The sequence below is a fragment of the Streptomyces coryli genome, from assembly GCF_011044975.1.
GTDB classification, from domain to species: domain Bacteria; phylum Actinomycetota; class Actinomycetes; order Streptomycetales; family Streptomycetaceae; genus Streptomyces; species Streptomyces coryli.
This window is the reverse complement of the sequence record NZ_JAAKZV010000168.1, coordinates 1-17,708: the sequence shown is the minus strand read 5'-3', so window position 1 is coordinate 17,708 and position 17,708 is coordinate 1. Positions and strand designations below refer to the sequence as shown.

The window sequence follows — 17,708 nt, the reverse complement described above, 5'->3', positions numbered from 1 at the left end:
CACCCCACCTCACCCCTCTTTGATGAACCCCTCCTCCACCAGCCACTCCTTCGCCACGTCATGCGGATGCCGCCCCTTCACATCCACCTCCGCGTTCAGCTTCCGCGCCGCGTCCGTCGTCAGGGCCTTGGTGACCGGCGCCAGCACCTCCGCGATCTGCGGGTGTTCCGCCAGCACCTCGGAGTTCACCATCGGCGCCGCGTTGTACGTCGGGAAGAAGCGCTTGTCGTCCTCGAGGACCTGCAGCTTCAGCGCCTCGATCCGGCCGTCCGTGTTGAAGACCGCCGCGTACGTGCACGAGCCGCCCTTCGCGACCTGCGTGTACGTGAGGCCGTCGTCCATCTTCTTCAGGTTCCCCGCCGGGACCTTCATCCCGTACGCCTTCTCGACACCCGGAAAGCCGTCGTCGCGCGACGCGAACTCCGCGCCCAGGCAGAAGGTCGCCGTCGCCGGCTGCTTATTGGCGAGCGCGGCCATGTCCGACAGCGTCTTCAGCCCGTACTTCTTCGCGCTCGCCTGCGTCACCGCCAGCGCGTACGTGTTGTTGAGCGAGCTCTGCGGTAGCCAGGTGATGCCGTTCTTCTTGTCCTCGTCGCGCAGCTTCAGCCACTGCTGCTGCGGGTCCTTCACGGGGGTGTCGTGGCCGAGATACGTGATCCAGCCGGTGCCCGTGTACTCGTACATCAGCGCCGCCTCGCCCGACTTCACCGCCTCCCGGGCGCCGATCGAGCCCTGCACGCCGGTGCGGTCCACGACGTCCGCGCCCGCCGCCTTCAGCGCGAGCCCGGCGATGGTGCCGAGCACCAGCTGCTCGCTGAACTGCTTCGACGTCACCGCGAGCGAGACCCCCTCGAGCGGCTTGCCCTTGCCCACCGAGCCGGGCTGCACGTCGTCCACCATCGGGCTGCCGCTGGTCAGGCCGCAGCTCGCGAGCAGCAGCGACGCCGAGAGAACGGCGACCGAGGCACGTACCGCGAGAAATCTCCGCATCACGCCTCCAGCCCGCGCGGCCGCAGCAGCAGCTCCGCCACCGAGGCCAGCCAGTCGACCAGCAGCGCCAGCGCCACCGTGAGGATCGAGCCGAGGACGAGGATCGGCATGCGCTGGTTCGTGATGCCCGAGGCGATCAGGTCGCCGAGGCCGCCACCACCGCCGAAGTACGCGAGCGTCGCCGTGCCGACGTTCAGCACCAGCGCCGTCCGTACGCCCGCCAGGATCAGCGGCACGGCCAGCGGCAGCTCGACCTTGCGCAGCACGCCCATCGGCGACATGCCGATGCCGCGGGCCGCCTCGATCAGCGTCGGGTCGATGTTGCGCAGCCCGGCGATGGTGTTCGCGAGCACCGGCAGCACGGCGTAGATGACCATGCCGATCAGCGCCGCTTTCTTTCCGATGCCGAGCCAGATCACCAGCAGCGCGAGGAGGCCGATCGCGGGGGTCGCCTGGCCGATGTTGGCGAGGGCCATCGCGAAGGGTGCGGCCTTACGCATCCGGGCCCGGGTGAGCAGGATGCCGAGCGGGATCGCGATGATCAGCACGAAGAAGGTGGAGATGGCGGTGAGTTCGATGTGCTCGCGCAGCCGGACCCAGACGTTGCCGTTGGCGGTGGAGTTGCGGGCGACCGAGTCGAGGTCCGCGTTGGTGAACCAGAGCCAGGTGAGGATCAGTCCGGCGATCAGCACGGCCGGGGTGATGACCAGCTTCGTCCACGGGACGCGGCGTGCGGGCTTCGGTGGCGGCGGGATCTCGTCCTGCCCCGCCTCCTCCTCCAGTACGTCGATGAGCTCCGGCTCGTCCCGGATGTCCGGCGCCGGCGGCTTGCCGGGCTCGGCGCTCACGACGCGCCCTCCTGCTCCCGGTGCACCTGCCCGCCGGCCGCGTCCGCCAGCTCCGCGCGGTGCTCGATCGCGTCGAGGCGGTCGGCCTGGAGCAGCTCCTGCACCGAGTTCATGAGCGTCTCCATGTCGACGACGCCCAAGTACTCGCCTTTCTTGCCGGTCACCGCGACCCGCCCGGCGCTGTCGGTGAGCACCGCCTCCAGCGCGTCGCGCAGCGTGGAGTCGTCGGTGACGTGGTGCGAGACCAGCGTGCCGGCGCGGGCGAGGGAGCCCTTCGCGCGCATCAGGTCGCCGCGGCGCAGCCACTTGTACGGGCGGTTGTGCCGGTCGAGGAGCAGCAGCTCGGTGACGGATCCTGAGCCCATGATGTCGAAGATCGACTGCAGCGGGTCGTCCACGCCGGCGGTCGGGACCTCGACGACGGGCACGTCCCGTACCCGGGTGAGATTGAGCCGCTTCAGGGCGGCGCCCGCGCCCACGAAGCCGGACACGAAGTCGTCCGCCGGGTTGGTGAGGATCGCCTCCGGGGTGTCGAACTGGGCGATGTGCGAGCGCTCGCGCAGCACCGCGATCCGGTCGCCGAGCTTGATCGCCTCGTCGAAGTCGTGGGTGACGAAGACGATCGTCTTGTGCAGCTCGTGCTGCAGCCGGATCAGCTCGTCCTGAAGGTGGTCGCGGGTGATCGGGTCGACGGCGCCGAACGGCTCGTCCATCAGCAGCACGGGCGGGTCCGCGGCGAGCGCGCGGGCGACGCCGACGCGCTGCTGCTGGCCGCCGGAGAGCTGGCGCGGGTAGCGGCCGCGGAATTCGGTCGGGTCGAGGCCGACCAGATCCAGCATCTCCGCGACCCGCGCGTCCACGCGGCCCTTGGACCAGCCGATCATCTTCGGTACGAGCGAGATGTTCTGGGCGACGGTCATGTGCGGGAAGAGGCCGGAGGACTGGATCGCGTAACCGACCTTCCGGCGCAGCCCGACCGGGTCGATGTTGGTGACGTCCTCGTCGTTGATGAGGATCTTGCCGCTGGTCGGCTCGATCAGCCGGTTGATCATCTTCAGGGTGGTGGACTTGCCGCAGCCCGAAGGCCCCACGAAGACGATGAGTTCGCCGGCCTTGATGTCCATGCTGACGTTGTCCACCGCGGGCGCGGCGCTGCCCGGGTAGCGCTTGGTGAGGTTCTCCAGCCGGATGTTGGCGCCGGAGACGCCGTTGCTGTCAGGCACGGATCCCCCTGGAGATCGTGAGGCGGCCGATGAGGACGTACGCGGCGTCGAAGAGCAGCGCGAGGACGACGATGCCGAGGGTCCCGGCGAGCACCTGGTTGAGCGCGTTGGCGCTGCCCAGGGAGGAGATGCCGCGGAAGATCTCGTTGCCGAGGCCTGGCCCGGACGCGTACGCGGCGATGGCGGCGATGCCCATCAGCATCTGGGTGGCGACGCGGATGCCGGTGAGGATCGGCGGCCAGGCGAGCGGCAGCTCCACCTTGAAGAGGCGCGCGACACGGGACATGCCGATGCCCTTCGCCGCGTCGATGAGCTGCGGGTCCACGCCGCGCAGACCGACGATCGCGTTGCGGACGATGGGGAGCAGCCCGTAGAGGGTCAGGGCCGTGACGGTGGGGGCCACGCCCAGGCCCATGATCGGGATGAGCAGACCGAGGAGGGCCAGGGACGGGATGGTGAGGAGGGTGGAGGTGGAGGCGATGGCCAGGTTTCCGCCCCATTCGGTGCGGTAGGTGAGCACGCCGATCGCGATGCCGAGGATGGTGGCCGCGAGCACGCACTGGAAGACCGCGCTGGCGTGCTGGAAGGCGTCGGCGAGCAGCTGGGACCAGCGGTTGCCCAGGTAGTCCCAGAAGCTCATCCGCCGTCCTTCACTCCCTTTGTGATGCCGCCTGCTGCACGAGCGGGACAATCCGTAGCGGAACCGGATTTTCCATGACGATCGCCGTCGAAGCTCGTACGATCCCATCAAAACCCACAACCCGGTCGATCACCCGCTGAAGGTCGGCATTCGAGCGAGCGACCAGGCGGCAGAGCATGTCGCCATGGCCGGTGATGGTGTGCAGCTCGAGCACTTCCGGTACGGAGGCCAGGTGGGCGCGGACGTCCGCGCCCTGGCCCTGGCTGATCTCCAGGGTGGCGAAGGCGGTGACCGGATAGCCGAGGGCGGCCGGGTCCACGTCGGGGCCGAAGCCGCGGATGACGCCGTTCGTCTGCAGCCGGTCGAGGCGGGCCTGGACCGTGCCGCGGGCCACGGCGAGGCGGCGGGAGGCCTCCAGGACGCCGATGCGGGGTTCGGCGGCGAGGAGGGTGAGGAGGCGGCCGTCGAGCTCGTCGATCTTCATGAGGTAGGCATCCTGTACAGATCGTCCGGTGTCTTGGGTCTTAGATTAGGCAGATTGCGCAGTGATCCGGGCAACTATTGCGCATCTTGTGGATCGGAGAGACCCTGCGCCCATGACTGAGACCATCGAGAACCCCACTTCCACCGCACGGCAGGACGATCCCTTCCCGGTGCAGGGGATGGACGCCGTGGTCTTCGCCGTCGGCAACGCGAAGCAGGCCGCGCACTACTACTCGACCGCCTTCGGGATGCAGCTGATCGCCTACTCCGGACCGGAGAACGGCAGCCGTGAGACCGCCAGTTACGTGCTGAAGAACGGCTCGGCGCGGTTCGTGTTCACCTCCGTCATCAAGCCGTCGACGGACTGGGGCCGCTTCCTCGCCGACCATGTCGCCGAGCACGGGGACGGCGTGATCGACCTCGCGATCCAGGTGCCGGACGCCCGGGCCGCGTATGCCTACGCCGTGGATCACGGCGCGCGCGGCATCGAGGAGCCGTACGAGACGAAGGACGAGCACGGCACGGTGGTGCGCGCCGCGATCGCCACGTACGGCAAGACGCGGCACACGCTGGTGCAGCGGTCGGACTACGACGGGCCCTACCTGCCGGGCTTCATCGCCGCCGAGCCGATGGTCGAGCCGCCGGCCAAGCGGGTCTTCCAGGCCATCGACCACTGCGTCGGCAATGTCGAGCTCGGCAAGATGAACGAGTGGGTGGCCTTCTACAACAAGGTCATGGGCTTCACGAACATGAAGGAGTTCGTGGGCGACGACATCGCGACGGAGTACTCGGCGCTGATGTCGAAGGTGGTCGCCGACGGGACGCTGAAGGTGAAGTTCCCGATCAACGAGCCGGCGATCGCGAAGAAGAAGTCGCAGATCGACGAGTATCTGGAGTTCTACGGCGGCGCGGGTGTGCAGCACATCGCGCTGGCCACGAATGACATCGTCGAGTCGGTGCGGATGATGCGGGCGGCGGGCGTCAAGTTCCTGGACACCCCGGACTCGTACTACGACACCCTGGGCGAGTGGGCGGGCGAGACCCGGGTGCCCGTCGAGACGCTGCGCGAGCTCAAGATCCTGGTCGACCGGGACGAGGACGGCTATCTGCTGCAGATCTTCACCAAGCCGGTGCAGGACCGGCCGACGGTGTTCTTCGAGATGATCGAGCGGCACGGGTCGATGGGCTTCGGCAAGGGCAACTTCAAGGCGCTCTTCGAGGCGATCGAGCGGGAGCAGGAGAAGCGCGGGAATCTGTAGCGGGGTTGGCCCGCGGCGCCTTTCGCGCTTTCGCGCTTTCGCGCTTTCGCGCTTTCGCGCTTTCGCGCGCGCCGCGGGCTCCTCGATGCGTTGCGGGGTTACGGCTCCAGGTCCTGGAGTCGTTACGGCTCCAGGCCCTGGAGTCGCGCCCTGGTCATCCGTACCTCGCGCTCGGTCGGGCCGCCCTGTCCTGAGGCCCAGCCCTGGACGCCCCAGTCTCCGTTCAGGAGCGAGACGCTGACCTTGCCGGCGCGGAGGGCGGAGGTGTCCGCGTTGCCGACCGGTTCGGGGGCGTTGGGGTCGAGGCCCGGGGTGATCTTGAAGCAGGTGGGACAGGCCGCCGGGTCCGGGACGTACTTGACGGTGATGTGCGCGGCACGGCCGATGTTCGTGAAGGCGACGGCGGAGGCGGGCTTCGCCGGGTAGTTGATGTTCAAGGCCGTACGGGACGGCAGCAGCGGGCCCGAGCGTGCCGTTTTCGCCAGCCGGTCCACCGTGCGGGCGGTGAAGTCCGCCGCCTGGGGGACCGTGGGGAACGGGTTCTGCGGGTTGGTGAGGTCGAAGTCCGCGCTGACGGCGACGGCGGGGATGCCCTGGTCGTTGGCGGCGACCGTGGCGCCGACCGTGCCGGAGTGGTTGGCGGTGGGGCCGGCGTTGGGGCCCGCGTTGACGCCGGAGACGATCAGGTCCGGCTTGGCGTCCTTGAAGACCTGGCGGATACCGAAGGTGACGGCGTCCCCCGGTGTGCCGCTGACGGACCAGATGCCGGGCTCCTCCTCGGCGGCCTTGAGGCTGCCGGAGAAGCTCAGTCCTGTGCCCTTGCCCGACTGGTCGTCGGCCGGGGCGACGATGACGGCGTCGTGGCCGGACTTCTTGAGGGCGGCCTGGAGTTGCCGGATGTACGGGTGCTTGTAGCCGTCGTCGTTGCTGATCAGGATCTTCAGCGGGTCGGCGGCGGCCTTGCTGCCGCTCGCCGCGGGTGCCGAGCCGGCGAGTAACGCGCCGGTGGTGGCCGCCGCGATGGTGGCGATGCCGATCCGTGCTGGGGTCCGTAACATGTCGCCTCCTTGAATGAAAGTCAGTGCCTGGCTGCGGGCGGGCAACTTACTCGTGTCACCTGGAGGTTGAAAGGTGTACGGCGCAGTGAGTTGAACGTGGTTGTCCACAGGGGCTTTCGGCGATCTCCGGGCGGCGTTTTACTGCAGGTATGGCCGATCTCATCTCGCTGCTCCGGGACGGGCTCCCGGAAGAGGCGATCCTCACGGACACGGACGTCATGGCCGGCTACGAGCGGGACATGGCGAGCTTCTGCGATGCGGGCAGTCCCGCCGTCGTCGTGCTGCCGCGCACGGCGGAGCAGGTGCAGCATGTGATGCGCACGGCCACGGCCCTGCGGGTCCCCGTGGTCCCGCAGGGTGCTCGGTCGGGGCTTTCGGGGGCGGCCAATGCGTCGCAGGGGTGCATAGTCCTGTCCCTGACCAAGATGGACCGCATCCTGGAGATCAATCCGGTGGACCGGATAGCGGTGGTCGAGCCGGGGTCATCAATGCGGCGCTGTCGCGGAAGGTGGCGGAGACCGGGCTGTACTACCCGCCGGATCCCTCCAGTTGGGAGATGTGCACCATCGGGGGGAACATCGGCACGGCGTCGGGCGGCCTGTGCTGTGTGAAATACGGCGTCACGGCGGAGTATGTGCTGGGCCTGGATGTGATCCTCGCGGACGGCCGCCTGCTGCGCACCGGCCGTCGTACGGCCAAGGGCGTCGCCGGCTATGACCTCACCCGGCTCTTCGTCGGCGCGGAGGGCAGCCTGGGCGTGGTCGTGCAAGCCACCTTGGCGCTGAAGCCGGCGCCGCCGGAGCAGCTGGTGCTGGCGGCGGAGTTCGGGTCGGCGGCGGCCGCGTGCGAGGCGGTGCGGGAGATCATGGCGCAGGGCCATGTCCCGTCCTTGCTGGAGCTGATGGACAAGACCACGGTCCGCGCGGTCAACGCCTTCACGAAGATGGACCTCCCGGACACCACGGAAGCGCTGCTGCTGGCGGCCTTCGACACCCACGACCCGGCCGCCGACCTCACGGCGCTGGGCAAGCTGTGCGCGGCCGCGGGTGCCACCGAGGTGGTGCCGGCGGCGGACGCGGCGGAGTCGGAGCTGCTGCTGGCGGCGCGGCGTACGGCCCTGACGGCGCTGGAGACCGTCACGGCGGCATCGATGATCGACGAAAGCGCCGGGGCGGGAGCCGGCCGGCCGGCGACCATGATCGATGACGTCTGCGTCCCGAGGTCGAAGCTGGGGGAGTTCTTCGAGGGCGTCGCGCGCCTCTCCGATGAGTACCGGCTGCCGATCGGCGTCGTCGCCCACGCGGGCGACGGCAACACCCACCCGACGGTCTGCTTCGACGGCAACGACCCGGATCAGTGCATACGGGCCCAGCAGGCGTTCGGCGCGATCATGGATCTCGGCCTGGAGCTGGGCGGCACGATCACGGGCGAGCACGGTGTCGGACTGCTGAAGAAGGACTGGCTCGCGAAGGAGGTCGGCCCGGTCTCCCTGGAGCTGCACCGCGGCATCAAGGAGGCCTTCGACCCGCTGGGCATCCTGAACCCCGGCAAGGTCTTCTAGCGACGCGGCGGCCCCGCCCCGGGCGCTGCCCGGGACGGGGTGTGATCCGGCTTGCGCGGGTGCGTGATCAGGCCTCGACCTCACGGACGACGGTGGAGTCCCAGGGGCACCAGAAGCGCCCCGGCAGGAACGCGCCGCCGGCCTCGTCCAGATGGTCCTCGACGTACTGCATGTTGGCGTCGCACACCTCGATCGCCATCGTGAAGAAGGTGATGGTCTCCGGGTCGAGATGGAATTCCCACGCCGGGTTGTAGGGCTGCTTGCGCGGCACGATCCGGCCCATGACGTGGACGCATTCCTTCTCTTCGCCCGACACGATCTTCCGGGCTTCGGCGACCCTCGCTTCGTTGGTCACCTCGAAGACGAACTCTTGCTTCTCCCGCTGCATGAACGCGAAGTAGGCCATGTGCACTCCCTGTGGTGGGGTGGCGTGCGTGGTCGCCTGACGTTAACGAGGCCGCCGTAACACCTGAAAGGGCTGAAAGGGATACGTGCAGGGCAAGGCGGACCTATTGCCCGCAACGGGAAAATCTGCTCTCGCGCTAGCGGTCGGCCGGAAGTGGCGCAGGTAGCGGTGGCCGAGAGTCTGCAGGTGGGTGACCAGTTCGGGTGGGTCAGTCACATGGAAGTCGAGGCCGAGCATGCCGATCCAGACGGCGACGATTTCGTAGCTGTCGGCGCCGGTGACCAGGACGGAGTGCGAGTCGTCGACGGTTTCGACCACGCCCACGGTCGGGTTGATGCGGGCGAGGACCTCGGTGGCAGGGGCGTCGACGGCGATGCGGGCGTGCACTTTCCAGCCGGTCGATGCCACGTCGCGGAGCACGAAGGCGGCGTAGTCGCCGCCGTCGAGGGGCTCCGGGGTGAAGCGGCCGCCGCCGGGGACGCGCAGGGTCATCCAGTCGGCGCGATAGCTGCGCCATGCGCCCGACGGGCGGTGGCGGGCCACCACGTACCAGCGCTCCTGCCAGCTCACCAGGCGATACGGCTCGGCCTCGGCCGGCTCCTGCTCATCCCCGTAGAAGAATCTGACGGCCTGGTGGTCGCGGATGGCCGCCGCCAGCTCGGCCAGCAGATCGGTGTCGACCGGTGGTGCCTCGACGTTGGTGCCCGTGTTCGCCGGACCGACGTCGGTGCTGTCGTGCAGCGCCCGCACCCGGCGGCGCAGGCGGTCGGGCAGGACGTGCTCCAGCTTGGTGAGGGCCAGCGCGCTCGCTTCCTCGATGCCGCGGACCGTACGCACCTGGCCGAGGCCGACCGCGACGGCCACGGCCTCCTGGTCGTCCAGCAGCAGGGGCGGCAGCCGGCCGTGGTCGCCGAGGCGGTAGCCGCCGGCCGGGCCGCGTACCGAGTCGATGGGGTAGCCGAGTTCACGCAGCCGCTCGATGTCCTTGCGCAGCGTCCGCTCGCCCACGTCGACGCGCGCGGCGAGATCCGCGCCCGACCAGGTGCCGCGCGTCTGCAGCAGCCCGAGGACCGCCAGCAGCCGGGCCGACGTCTCGAGCATGCCGACTCCCCCCGAAGAAGATTTTCGGCAGCCCGCGGAATTCAGGAACGAAGCGTGCCGGAACCCTTCGTACCTTATCCACATGACCTTCAAAGAAGAGCTGACCAGCAAGAACTTCACCGTCCGGCCGTTCGAGATCGCCATCCCGCAGCCGGCGCTCGACGACCTCAATCACCGCCTCGAGAACACCCGCTTCCCCGCCGAGAACCCCGGCAGCGACGACTGGGCGCTCGGCACCCCGGTCTCGTACCTGCGCGACATGGTCGACCACTGGCGGACCTCCTTCGACTGGCGCGCGCAGGAGGCGCGGATGAACGCCTTCCCGCACTTCCTGACCGAGATCGACGGCCAGACCCTCCACTTCCTGCACATCCGCTCCCGGCACGAGGACGCGACGCCGCTGCTGCTCACCCACACCTATCCGGGCTCGTTCGCCGACTTCCTCGACATGATCGGGCCGCTCACCGACCCCGAGGCGCACGGCGGCCGGGCGGACGAGGCGTTCCACGTCGTGATCCCGAGCCTGCCGGGGATGGGCTTCAGCACGCCGGTCGCCGAGGGCACCTGGACCATGGAGCGGGTGGCGCGGACCTTCGACACCCTGATGCGCGGCCTCGGTTACGCGTCGTACGGCGCCCACGGCTCCGACGGCGGCGCCATGGTCTCCCGCGAGCTGGCCATCCTGAACCCCGAGGGCTTCCTCGGCGCCCACGTGCTGCAGCTGTTCGCCTTCCCGTCCGGCGACCCCGCCGAGTTCGAGAAGATGACCCCGGCCGATTACGCGGCGCTGGAGTTCGCCGGCTGGTTCAACACCGTCAACGGCTTCGCGCACATGAACGCCTCCCGCCCGCAGACCATCGCGGCCGCGCTCAGCGACTCCCCGGTCGGCCAGCTCGCGTACAACGAGCTCTTCGAGAACTTCGGCAACGGCACCAGCCTGCTCACCCGCGACCAGGTGCTCACCCAGATCAGCCTCTACTGGCTCACCAACACCTCGGCAGGCGCGGTCCGTTACCACCAGGCGGAGAAGTCCGTCGAGCCGCGCGTCAACGCCGGCCCGATCGGCATCACGGTCTTCGCCGACGACTTCAAGTCGATCCGGCCCTTCGCCGAGCGCGACAACACCAACATCGTCTCCTGGACGGAGCAGCCCCGCGGCGGCCACTTCGCCTCCCTGGAGGTCCCCGACGTCCTGGCCGCCGAGCTCCGCGCCTTCTACGCCTCCTGACCCGTACCTACGCCTCCTGACCCGCCCACATCCCCGCGAACAGCGCCGGATCGGCGTTCGCGCCCGTCAGCACCGTTGCCGCCGGACCGCCCGGGACCTCTCCCCGGGCGAGTACGGCGAGACCGGCGGCGCCGGCGGGCTCCGGCATGACGCCGAGCGTCTCGGCCGCCAGCCGCATCGCGGCGAGCAGCTCCTCGTCCTCGACCGCCACCATCTCGTCCACCAGCGCCCGCGTCCTGGCGACGGCCTCCGGCACCGGCTCGGCGATGGAGATGCCGGCCGCGAAGGCGTTCCGCGGCGGGACCGCCATCACCTCGCCCGCCCGCCAGCTGCGCGCCAGCGCGGGCGCGGCGGCGGCCGTCGCGCCGATGACCCGCACCTGCGGCGCGTGCGTCTTGATCCACAGGGCCACGCCTGTGATCAGCGCACCGTCGCCGACCGGCAGCACCACGGTGTCGAACTGCGCGCCGCCACGGAGCAGTTCGACGCCGATGGTCCCCGCGCCCTCCGAGATCGCGGCGTCCCGCCCGTCCTCCACGAAGATCCGCTGCGGGTCCCCGGCCGCGTACGCCCGCGCGTGCTCCTTGGGCGACCCCTCGACCTGCCGCACATGGGCCCCCAGCGCCTGCGCCCGCCGGACCTTGACCGGCGAGGCGCCGGCGGCCATGAACACCTCGGCCCGCAGCCCGCGCCGGGTGGCCGCATACGCGATGGCCTGCCCGAAGTTGCCGCCGCCGGAGCCGCAGACGATCGTCCGGCCGGGCGCGGCCACCCGGCTGACCAGGAAATCGGCGCCGCGGCCCTTGAAGCTCCGCAGCGGGTTGAGCGTCTCGACCTTGGTCAGCACGCGGCGGCCGAGGCGGTCGCAGAGCTGCTCGTCGTAGTACTGCGGGCTGTTGAGGAACGCGGGGTCGATCACGGTGGCCGCCTCGGCGATGCGGTCGAGGCTGAGGTCGGTGTCGAAGGGGGTGGTGGCGAGGTTCGCGTCGGTGTCCGTCATGCCCCTCACGCTAGAGAGAAGGCCGCCGGACGCGATTGAAGATTTTCCGGCCGCCGTGCAATATTTTTGCGTGCCCGCCCTCGACGAGATCGACCACCTGCTCCTCGGCCTGGTCCAGGTCGACGCCGCCCGCCCGCTGCACGAACTCGGCGACGCCGTCGGCCTCTCCCCGAGTGCCGTCCAGCGTCGCCTCCTCCGTCTGCGCACCGCCGGCGTGATCCGCGCCCAGGTCGCGCTCGTCGACCCGGCGGCGGTCGGCGCCGCCCTGACGGCCGTCGCGCTCGTGGCCCTCGTGGACGACGACGCCGACCACCACGCCGCCTTCCGCGACACCATGCTGGCCGAGCCGGAGGTGCAGCAGTGCTTCTCGATCGTCGGCCAGTGGGACTACGTGGTCGTCCTCGTCACCGCCGACCTGGCGGCGAACCGCGCCCTGTCCCGCCGCCTGTTCGCCGACGCCCCGGCGGTCCGCCGGTACGAGACGCTCCCCGCGTACGAAGCGGTCAAGTCCGGCCTCACCGTGCCGCTACCGGCCGCCGAACGGCGTTGACGACCCACGGTGCCAACTGGACCACACCGAAGGGCAGCTCCACGACGAGGAAGACCCACAGCACGCTGGGAGCACCCTGGGTGAGGGCGTAGAGGAACCAGGTCGAGAAGAGCAGCCGGGCGACGCCGTCGTAGAGGCCGTGCTCCGGCCGGGTGCCGGTGAGGCGGAGGGTGGCCCAGATGAGGACGACCGAGCCCATCAGATTCGCGTAGAGCACCTGCATCGGGTCGAGCGCGGGCACGGTGCCGCCGAGCAGTCCCAGCGTGCCGTGCAGCAGCTCGTACGTCCACGGCGTCGCGAATCCCGCGGTGACGACGAGGTCGTACCAGGCGCTGGCGCGCACGCGGCGGAGGTAGGCGGGGGAGGTGGTGCCGGTCATGAGGTTCATGCCGTTCATGCTCAACGGTGGAGTACGGTCCAAGGTCAAGCGGCAATTCGCGGAGGGGGCATACGGATCATGCGCATCGGGGAGCTGGCCGACCGGGCCGGGCTGAGCAAGGACGCCATCCGCTTCTACGAGAAGGTCGGCCTGGTAGAGAGCCGGCGGCTGCCGAACGGCTACCGCGACTTCCCGCCGGAGGCGGCCCCCTGGCTGCAATACGTGCGCACCTCGCAGTCGCTCGGCTTCACGCTCGCCGAGATCGCGCAGCACCGGGAGGAGTTGCGGGACGCCCCGGACCAGGCGGAGGCGCTGTCCGCGCTCTTCGAGGAGAAGATCGTCCTCATCGACGCCCGGATGGCCGAACTCGCCGCCCTGCGGGAGGAATTGGTCACCCGGGTCGGCACCGGGTGCCCACTGCGCCCCCGCGCCGAGGCGGCGGCGGCTAGCTGACCCGCGGCCGCCGCACCACCATCGCCACCAGCGCCGCCACCGCGCACAGCGCGCCCGACGCGACCCACATCGGGTCGTACGTGCCGAAGAGGTCGCGGATCGCGCCGCCGCTCACCGCCATCAGGCCCGCACCCGCCTGGTGCGCCGCGCTCACCCAGCCGAAGACGATCGCGGCGTCCGGCCCGTAGTGCTCGCGGATCAGCGCCAGCGTCGGTGGCACCGTCGCCACGTCCAGCAGGCCGAAGAGGACCACGAAGGCGATCAGCGAGCCGTGCACCGCGGGGCCGAGCAGCAGCGGCAGGGTGAGCAGTGAGAGGCCGCGGAGCGCGTAGTACGCGGCGAGCAGCCGGCGCGGGTCGAGGCGGTCGGTGAGCCAGCCGGAGAAGATGGTGCCGGCCACGTTGAAGACGCCGACCAGCGCGAGCAGCGAGGACGCCGCCGTCGCCGCCATGCCGTGGTCGTGCGCGGCCGGGGTGAAGTGGGTCCACATGATGCCGTTCGTGGTCGCGCCGCAGACCGCGAAGGTGCCGGAGAGCAGCCAGAACGGGCCGGTACGGGCCGCCTTCAGCAGCACCCGGACCGTACGCGCGGCGGCCCCGGGCGCCGGCTCCGGCTTCGGCACGAAGTCCCGTGCCCCGTACGGCCGTACCCCCGCCTCCGCCGGATGGCCGCGCAGCAGCAGCCCGGTCACCGCCATCGCCACCAGCGCCGCCCCGGCCAGCACCGCGAGCGCCGCCCGCCACGCCGCGTGCTCGGTGATCCACGACAGCACCGGCAGAAACGCGAACTGCCCCAGCACCCCGGCCGACGTCAGCACCCCGGTCACCAGCCCGCGCCGGGCCACGAACCACCGCTGCACCACCTGCGCCGCGAAGACCGTCGCCAGCGCCCCGGCGCCTAGGCCGGTCAACACGCCCCATGCCAGCACCAGTTGCCAGGGCGCCCCGACCACCGTCGTCAGCCCGGCCCCGGCCCCCAGCACCGCGAGGGCGGCCACCGCGACCCGCCGCATGCCGTAGCGGTCCATCAGCGCGGCGGAGAACGGCGCCACGACGCCGTTCAGCACCATCGACACCGAGGCCGCGAGCCCGATCGACGAGGTCGACCAGCCGAACTCCGCTCGCAGCGGCTCCACCAGCAGCCCGGACATGGTGGAGAACGCCCCGGCCGCCACGATCGTCAGCCAGGCGGCCGCCACCACGACCCAGGCGCGATGCGGCCCGCGCCGGGGCCGCGGCGGGGCGGGGGTTTCGGTCGCTTCGGGAGTCATCGTCGAGGTCATGGCTACGACGATCCGCCCGCGGCCCGCCCGAAAACAGTGGCGAGATCGACAGCCTGTGAAAGAATCTGGCCATGAGCGCCTTCAAGGACCCCGACCGGCACCACGTCGCCGTCTTCGTACGCGACGGGGTGATGCCGCTCGAACTCGGCCTCGTCCACCAGCTCTTCGCGTCCGCGCAGTCCGCGGGCCGCCCGCTCTACGAGGTCCTGACCTGCGCCGTTGCGCCCGGCCAGATCCGTACCGACGCCGACTTCCCGATCGTGGCAGGACACGGCCCCGAGGCTCTCGCCGAGGCCGACACCGTCGTCATCCCGGCCGCCCACGACATCATCGAGGACACCGGGGAGCTGACCTCCGAGGTCGCCGCCATCCTCGACCGCATCCCGCCGGACGCCCGGATCGCCTCGATCTGCACCGGCGCCTTCGTCCTCGCCGCCGCGGGCCTCCTCGACGGCCGCCGCGCCACCACCCATTGGCGCTCGGCCGACGACTTCCGCCGGCTCTTCCCCGCCGTGCGGCTCGACCCCGGCGTCCTCTACGCCCAGGACGGCCGCTATCTCACGTCCGCCGGCGAGGCGGCCGGCATCGACCTGTGCCTGCACATGATCCGCAGCGACCACGGCTCGGCCGTCGCCAACGACGTCGCCCGTCGCAACGTCGTCCCCCCGCACCGCGAGGGCGGCCAGGCCCAGTACATCCCGCGCCCCGTCGCCGAACCCCGCATCGCCGCCACCGGCAGAGCCCGCGCCTGGGCGCTGACCCGCCTGGACCGGTCGATCAGCCTGGCCGAGCTGGCCGGGCAGGAGTCGATGTCCGTACGTACCTTCAGCCGCCGCTTCCGCGAGGAGACCGGGCAGACGCCGGTGCAGTGGCTCACCCAGCAGCGCATCGAGCGTGCCCGGCAGCTGCTGGAAGAGACCGATATGCCGGTCGACCGGGTCGCCGCGGCGGCCGGTTTCGGTACTGGCGCCTCATTGCGCCAGCACCTGCAGGCGGCGCTGGGGGTCTCGCCCAGCGCCTACCGGAACACCTTCCGCGGGGTGGCCGCATAGAGCGGTCGTTACTCCTGCTCCTGCTCGCGCGCCGGCGACTCGTCCGACGGCCACGGGTCCCGCAGCCACAGGTCGTCGCGCGGCGCGGGCGCGAGCAGCTCGGCCAGCGCCTCGTCCATCGCGATGCGGTTGTTCTCCTCGCCGGGCGGCACCACGCGCAGGGTGCGCTCCAGCCAGGCGGACAGCGCCGGCGCCGGGGCCTCGAGCAGCGCGTCGCCGTCGGGGGAGGACAGCGCCATGCAGACGACGCTGCGGTCGTCGACCTTCGTCGGCCAGACCCGTACGTCGCCGTGGCCGCAGGGGCGGAAGACGCCCTCGACCATGAGCTCGCGGGCGAACGTCCAGTTCACCGGCGCGGCGGAGCCGACGTGGAAGGTGACGTGCACGGCGTACGGGTCGGCCGTGCGATAGCTGAGCCGGGCCGGTACGCCGATGGACCGGCCGGGGGAGAGGACGAGCCGCAGCTCGAGTTCCCGTTCGACTTCCGTGTGTTCCGTGTGGTTGGTGCGGTCGGTGTGCATGTGCGCCCCCTGTCTTCTACGCGCTGCGCTGGCATGGCGGATTCGGCCGCCTCAAGAAGAGAGAGGGGCAGGTGGCCGGTCCATTACGCGACTTCGCCGAAGTCCGTGAAATCGATCGCGGCGGGCGGCTCGAATACGTCGCGTACCGGCCAAGGGTGCGAATTCGGGCAAGTCCCGGGAGAGGGACGGCTGCCGGGAGCGGCACAGAGGGCTCGACACGCTGGCTAACCTGTTCCCCATGAACGCCCCGACACCCGCATCCGGATCCGGCGCCCCCGGACCCGGGTACTACCCGGACCCGTCGATCCCCGGCTATGTCCGGTACTGGAACGGCACGGGCTGGGTCCCCGGCACCAGCCGCCCGGCCCCGGCGGACGGCGAAGGCACGCCGGCGGCTCCTGGCGAGGACACCGCCGATGCCGCTGACGCGGCCCAGGAGCCGACCGCGGCGGGCCCCGAGCCCGCGCGGCCGACGGAGACGATGCCGGTGTACTTCGGCGACGATCCCGCCGACGCGGGCGCGGAGACGGGCGGCATCCAGGCCCCGGTGCCGTGGGGCGAGCCGACGCCGCTGCCGGCGGGGGGCGGCGGCGCGACGACCGCGGAGCCCGCGGACCGCGTCCCCGCGGAGCCTGCGGACCGTGTCCCCGGACAGTCGGGGGACCGCGTCTCCGGGGAGTCGGTGGACCGTAACCCCGGGGAGTCGGGGGGCCGTAACCCCGGGGAGGCCGCGGACCGCATTCCTGAGCAGGTGGCGGACCGTATCCCTGACGCGACCGCGGATGAGGCTGCGGGCCGTACTCCCGGTCAGGCCGCGGACTCTGCCCCAGAGCCGTCTTCGGCCGACGCCGGGCGCGCGGCCGACGAACAGCCGAACGAGCAGACCTGGGCCTGGCGCGCCTCCGCCGCCGCCCAGAACCCGGGCGAGCGGATCTCCTGGGGCGCCGAGACCGCCGCCTCGCTGCCCGCCACCGGCGACGCCGCGGCGGACCGCGCGCCCGGCGACCGTACGGACAGCGCCGCCGAGGACGAGCACACCGGCACGATGGCCATCCGCAGGCTGGACATCGGTGCCTTCTCCGGTGGTACGGGCAGCAGCGACGCCGCGCAGTCCTCCGCTGCGGAGGATTCCGGTCAACAGGACACCTCCCGGGATGCCCGTACCCCGGTGGGCGACCACGCCACCACGACCCTGTCCATCGGCCCCGAAGCCAAGCGCGACGGCGCCGGCGGCGATGTGACGAACACTCTCGCCATCCGCGTCGGGCCGGCCCTCGCCCTGCCCGGTCAGCGGGAGGGTGCCGCCCCCGCATCGGCCGACCCCCGGGCCGCCGGGAGCGCGGACCCGCGGGCCGGCGGGACCCCGTGGGCGCAGGAGGTGCGCAACCTGGCGCGTCCCGAGGCCGCGCCGGGATCCGCGGAAGCGGCTCCCGCCACCACCGGTCCCGACAACCTGAGCCCCGCCCCGCCCACCGGCCACACCCCGCCGGCCGGACGCGACCGGCCCATCGCCGGCGGCTTCGGCGCGCCAGGCGCACCGGCAGGGCCGAGCGCACCCGCCGCCCCCGGCGGACCAGGCGCACCCGGCGCACAGGGAGGACCGGGCGCCCCGGCCGTACCAGGTGCACAGGGCGGACCGGGCGCCCCAGCCGTACCAGGTGCACAGGCCGGGCC

The 17,708-nt window shown here is 71.1% G+C and carries 18 protein-coding genes and 1 pseudogene; 7 read left to right on the top strand and 12 right to left on the bottom strand.

Translation table 11 applies throughout. From position 1 onward, the window contains the following. Positions 1-9: 9 nt before the first annotated feature. From G5C51_RS28790 to G5C51_RS28770, 5 genes are read right to left on the bottom strand one after another with little or no spacing between them, the layout of a single operon-like run. Positions 10-990, bottom strand: a complete 981-nt coding sequence (locus G5C51_RS28790) for a glycine betaine ABC transporter substrate-binding protein (protein WP_165241307.1) — start codon at positions 988-990, stop codon at positions 10-12. Further along, a complete protein-coding gene (locus G5C51_RS28785) occupies positions 990-1,781 on the bottom strand; it encodes an ABC transporter permease (RefSeq protein WP_420824867.1) in 792 nt (263 codons plus the stop codon). The genes G5C51_RS28790 and G5C51_RS28785 overlap by 1 nt, the downstream gene beginning before the upstream one ends. A 53-nt stretch (positions 1,782-1,834) precedes the next feature. Then, positions 1,835-3,061: a betaine/proline/choline family ABC transporter ATP-binding protein gene (locus tag G5C51_RS28780; protein WP_165241303.1), complete on the bottom strand. Its 1,227-nt coding sequence runs from the start codon at positions 3,059-3,061 to the stop codon at positions 1,835-1,837. After that, positions 3,054-3,701: an ABC transporter permease gene (locus G5C51_RS28775; RefSeq protein ID WP_165241301.1), complete on the bottom strand. Its 648-nt coding sequence runs from the start codon at positions 3,699-3,701 to the stop codon at positions 3,054-3,056. The genes G5C51_RS28780 and G5C51_RS28775 overlap by 8 nt, the downstream gene beginning before the upstream one ends. A 10-nt stretch (positions 3,702-3,711) precedes the next feature. After that, a complete protein-coding gene (locus G5C51_RS28770; RefSeq protein ID WP_165241299.1) occupies positions 3,712-4,185 on the bottom strand; it encodes an Lrp/AsnC family transcriptional regulator in 474 nt (157 codons plus the stop codon). Between the two features lie 112 nt (positions 4,186-4,297). Here G5C51_RS28770 and hppD point away from each other — a divergent pair, with 112 nt between their 5' ends. Beyond that, entirely contained in the window at positions 4,298-5,443 is a 1,146-nt protein-coding gene (hppD, locus tag G5C51_RS28765) for a 4-hydroxyphenylpyruvate dioxygenase (RefSeq protein WP_165241297.1), read from the top strand. Positions 5,444-5,565: 122 nt separating this feature from the next. Here the strand turns inward: hppD and surE are convergent, their stop codons facing one another. After that, positions 5,566-6,501, bottom strand: coding sequence for a 5'/3'-nucleotidase SurE (surE, locus tag G5C51_RS28760; RefSeq protein WP_165241295.1), 936 nt, complete (start codon positions 6,499-6,501; stop codon positions 5,566-5,568). 149 nt (positions 6,502-6,650) lie between these two features. On the opposite strand from surE, the pseudogene G5C51_RS28755 reads away from it, so the two are divergent. Then, positions 6,651-8,062, top strand: a pseudogene (locus G5C51_RS28755) (FAD-binding oxidoreductase). 67 nt (positions 8,063-8,129) lie between these two features. On the opposite strand, the gene G5C51_RS28750 reads toward G5C51_RS28755, so the two are convergent. Further along, a complete protein-coding gene (locus G5C51_RS28750; protein ID WP_165241293.1) occupies positions 8,130-8,468 on the bottom strand; it encodes a BP74-related protein in 339 nt (112 codons plus the stop codon). A gap of 42 nt (positions 8,469-8,510) precedes the next feature. Next, the gene (locus G5C51_RS28745) at positions 8,511-9,569 is read right to left on the bottom strand and encodes a helix-turn-helix transcriptional regulator (RefSeq protein WP_165241291.1); all 1,059 of its coding nucleotides are present in this window, start codon (positions 9,567-9,569) and stop codon (positions 8,511-8,513) included. A gap of 82 nt (positions 9,570-9,651) precedes the next feature. Here G5C51_RS28745 and G5C51_RS28740 point away from each other — a divergent pair, with 82 nt between their 5' ends. Further along, entirely contained in the window at positions 9,652-10,797 is a 1,146-nt protein-coding gene (locus G5C51_RS28740) for an epoxide hydrolase family protein (RefSeq protein ID WP_165241289.1), read from the top strand. Positions 10,798-10,804: 7 nt separating this feature from the next. Here the strand turns inward: G5C51_RS28740 and G5C51_RS28735 are convergent, their stop codons facing one another. Further along, a complete protein-coding gene (locus tag G5C51_RS28735; protein ID WP_165241287.1) occupies positions 10,805-11,797 on the bottom strand; it encodes a threonine ammonia-lyase in 993 nt (330 codons plus the stop codon). 70 nt (positions 11,798-11,867) lie between these two features. On the opposite strand from G5C51_RS28735, the gene G5C51_RS28730 reads away from it, so the two are divergent. Beyond that, a complete protein-coding gene (locus G5C51_RS28730; RefSeq protein ID WP_206314435.1) occupies positions 11,868-12,347 on the top strand; it encodes an AsnC family transcriptional regulator in 480 nt (159 codons plus the stop codon). Here the strand turns inward: G5C51_RS28730 and G5C51_RS28725 are convergent. Continuing rightward, the gene (locus tag G5C51_RS28725) at positions 12,313-12,735 is read right to left on the bottom strand and encodes a hypothetical protein (RefSeq protein ID WP_165241285.1); all 423 of its coding nucleotides are present in this window, start codon (positions 12,733-12,735) and stop codon (positions 12,313-12,315) included. The genes G5C51_RS28730 and G5C51_RS28725 overlap by 35 nt on opposite strands. 69 nt (positions 12,736-12,804) lie before the next feature. Here G5C51_RS28725 and G5C51_RS28720 point away from each other — a divergent pair, with 69 nt between their 5' ends. Then, complete coding sequence (locus G5C51_RS28720; RefSeq protein ID WP_165241283.1) at positions 12,805-13,179, top strand: MerR family transcriptional regulator; 375 nt, start codon at positions 12,805-12,807, stop codon at positions 13,177-13,179. On the opposite strand, the gene G5C51_RS28715 is transcribed toward G5C51_RS28720, so the two are convergent. Then, the gene (locus G5C51_RS28715; RefSeq protein ID WP_240929984.1) at positions 13,172-14,461 is read right to left on the bottom strand and encodes an MFS transporter; all 1,290 of its coding nucleotides are present in this window, start codon (positions 14,459-14,461) and stop codon (positions 13,172-13,174) included. The genes G5C51_RS28720 and G5C51_RS28715 overlap by 8 nt on opposite strands. A gap of 71 nt (positions 14,462-14,532) precedes the next feature. Here G5C51_RS28715 and G5C51_RS28710 point away from each other — a divergent pair, with 71 nt between their 5' ends. Then, a complete protein-coding gene (locus G5C51_RS28710; protein ID WP_165241281.1) occupies positions 14,533-15,513 on the top strand; it encodes a GlxA family transcriptional regulator in 981 nt (326 codons plus the stop codon). Between the two features lie 8 nt (positions 15,514-15,521). On the opposite strand, the gene G5C51_RS28705 is transcribed toward G5C51_RS28710, so the two are convergent. Then, positions 15,522-16,034 (bottom strand): SsgA family sporulation/cell division regulator, encoded by a 513-nt coding sequence (locus G5C51_RS28705; protein ID WP_165241279.1) that lies wholly within the window; start codon positions 16,032-16,034, stop codon positions 15,522-15,524. A 238-nt stretch (positions 16,035-16,272) separates the two neighbouring features. Here G5C51_RS28705 and G5C51_RS43275 point away from each other — a divergent pair. Beyond that, a partial coding sequence (locus G5C51_RS43275) for a DUF2510 domain-containing protein (RefSeq protein WP_240929983.1) occupies positions 16,273-17,708 on the top strand: 1,436 nt, incomplete at its 3' end.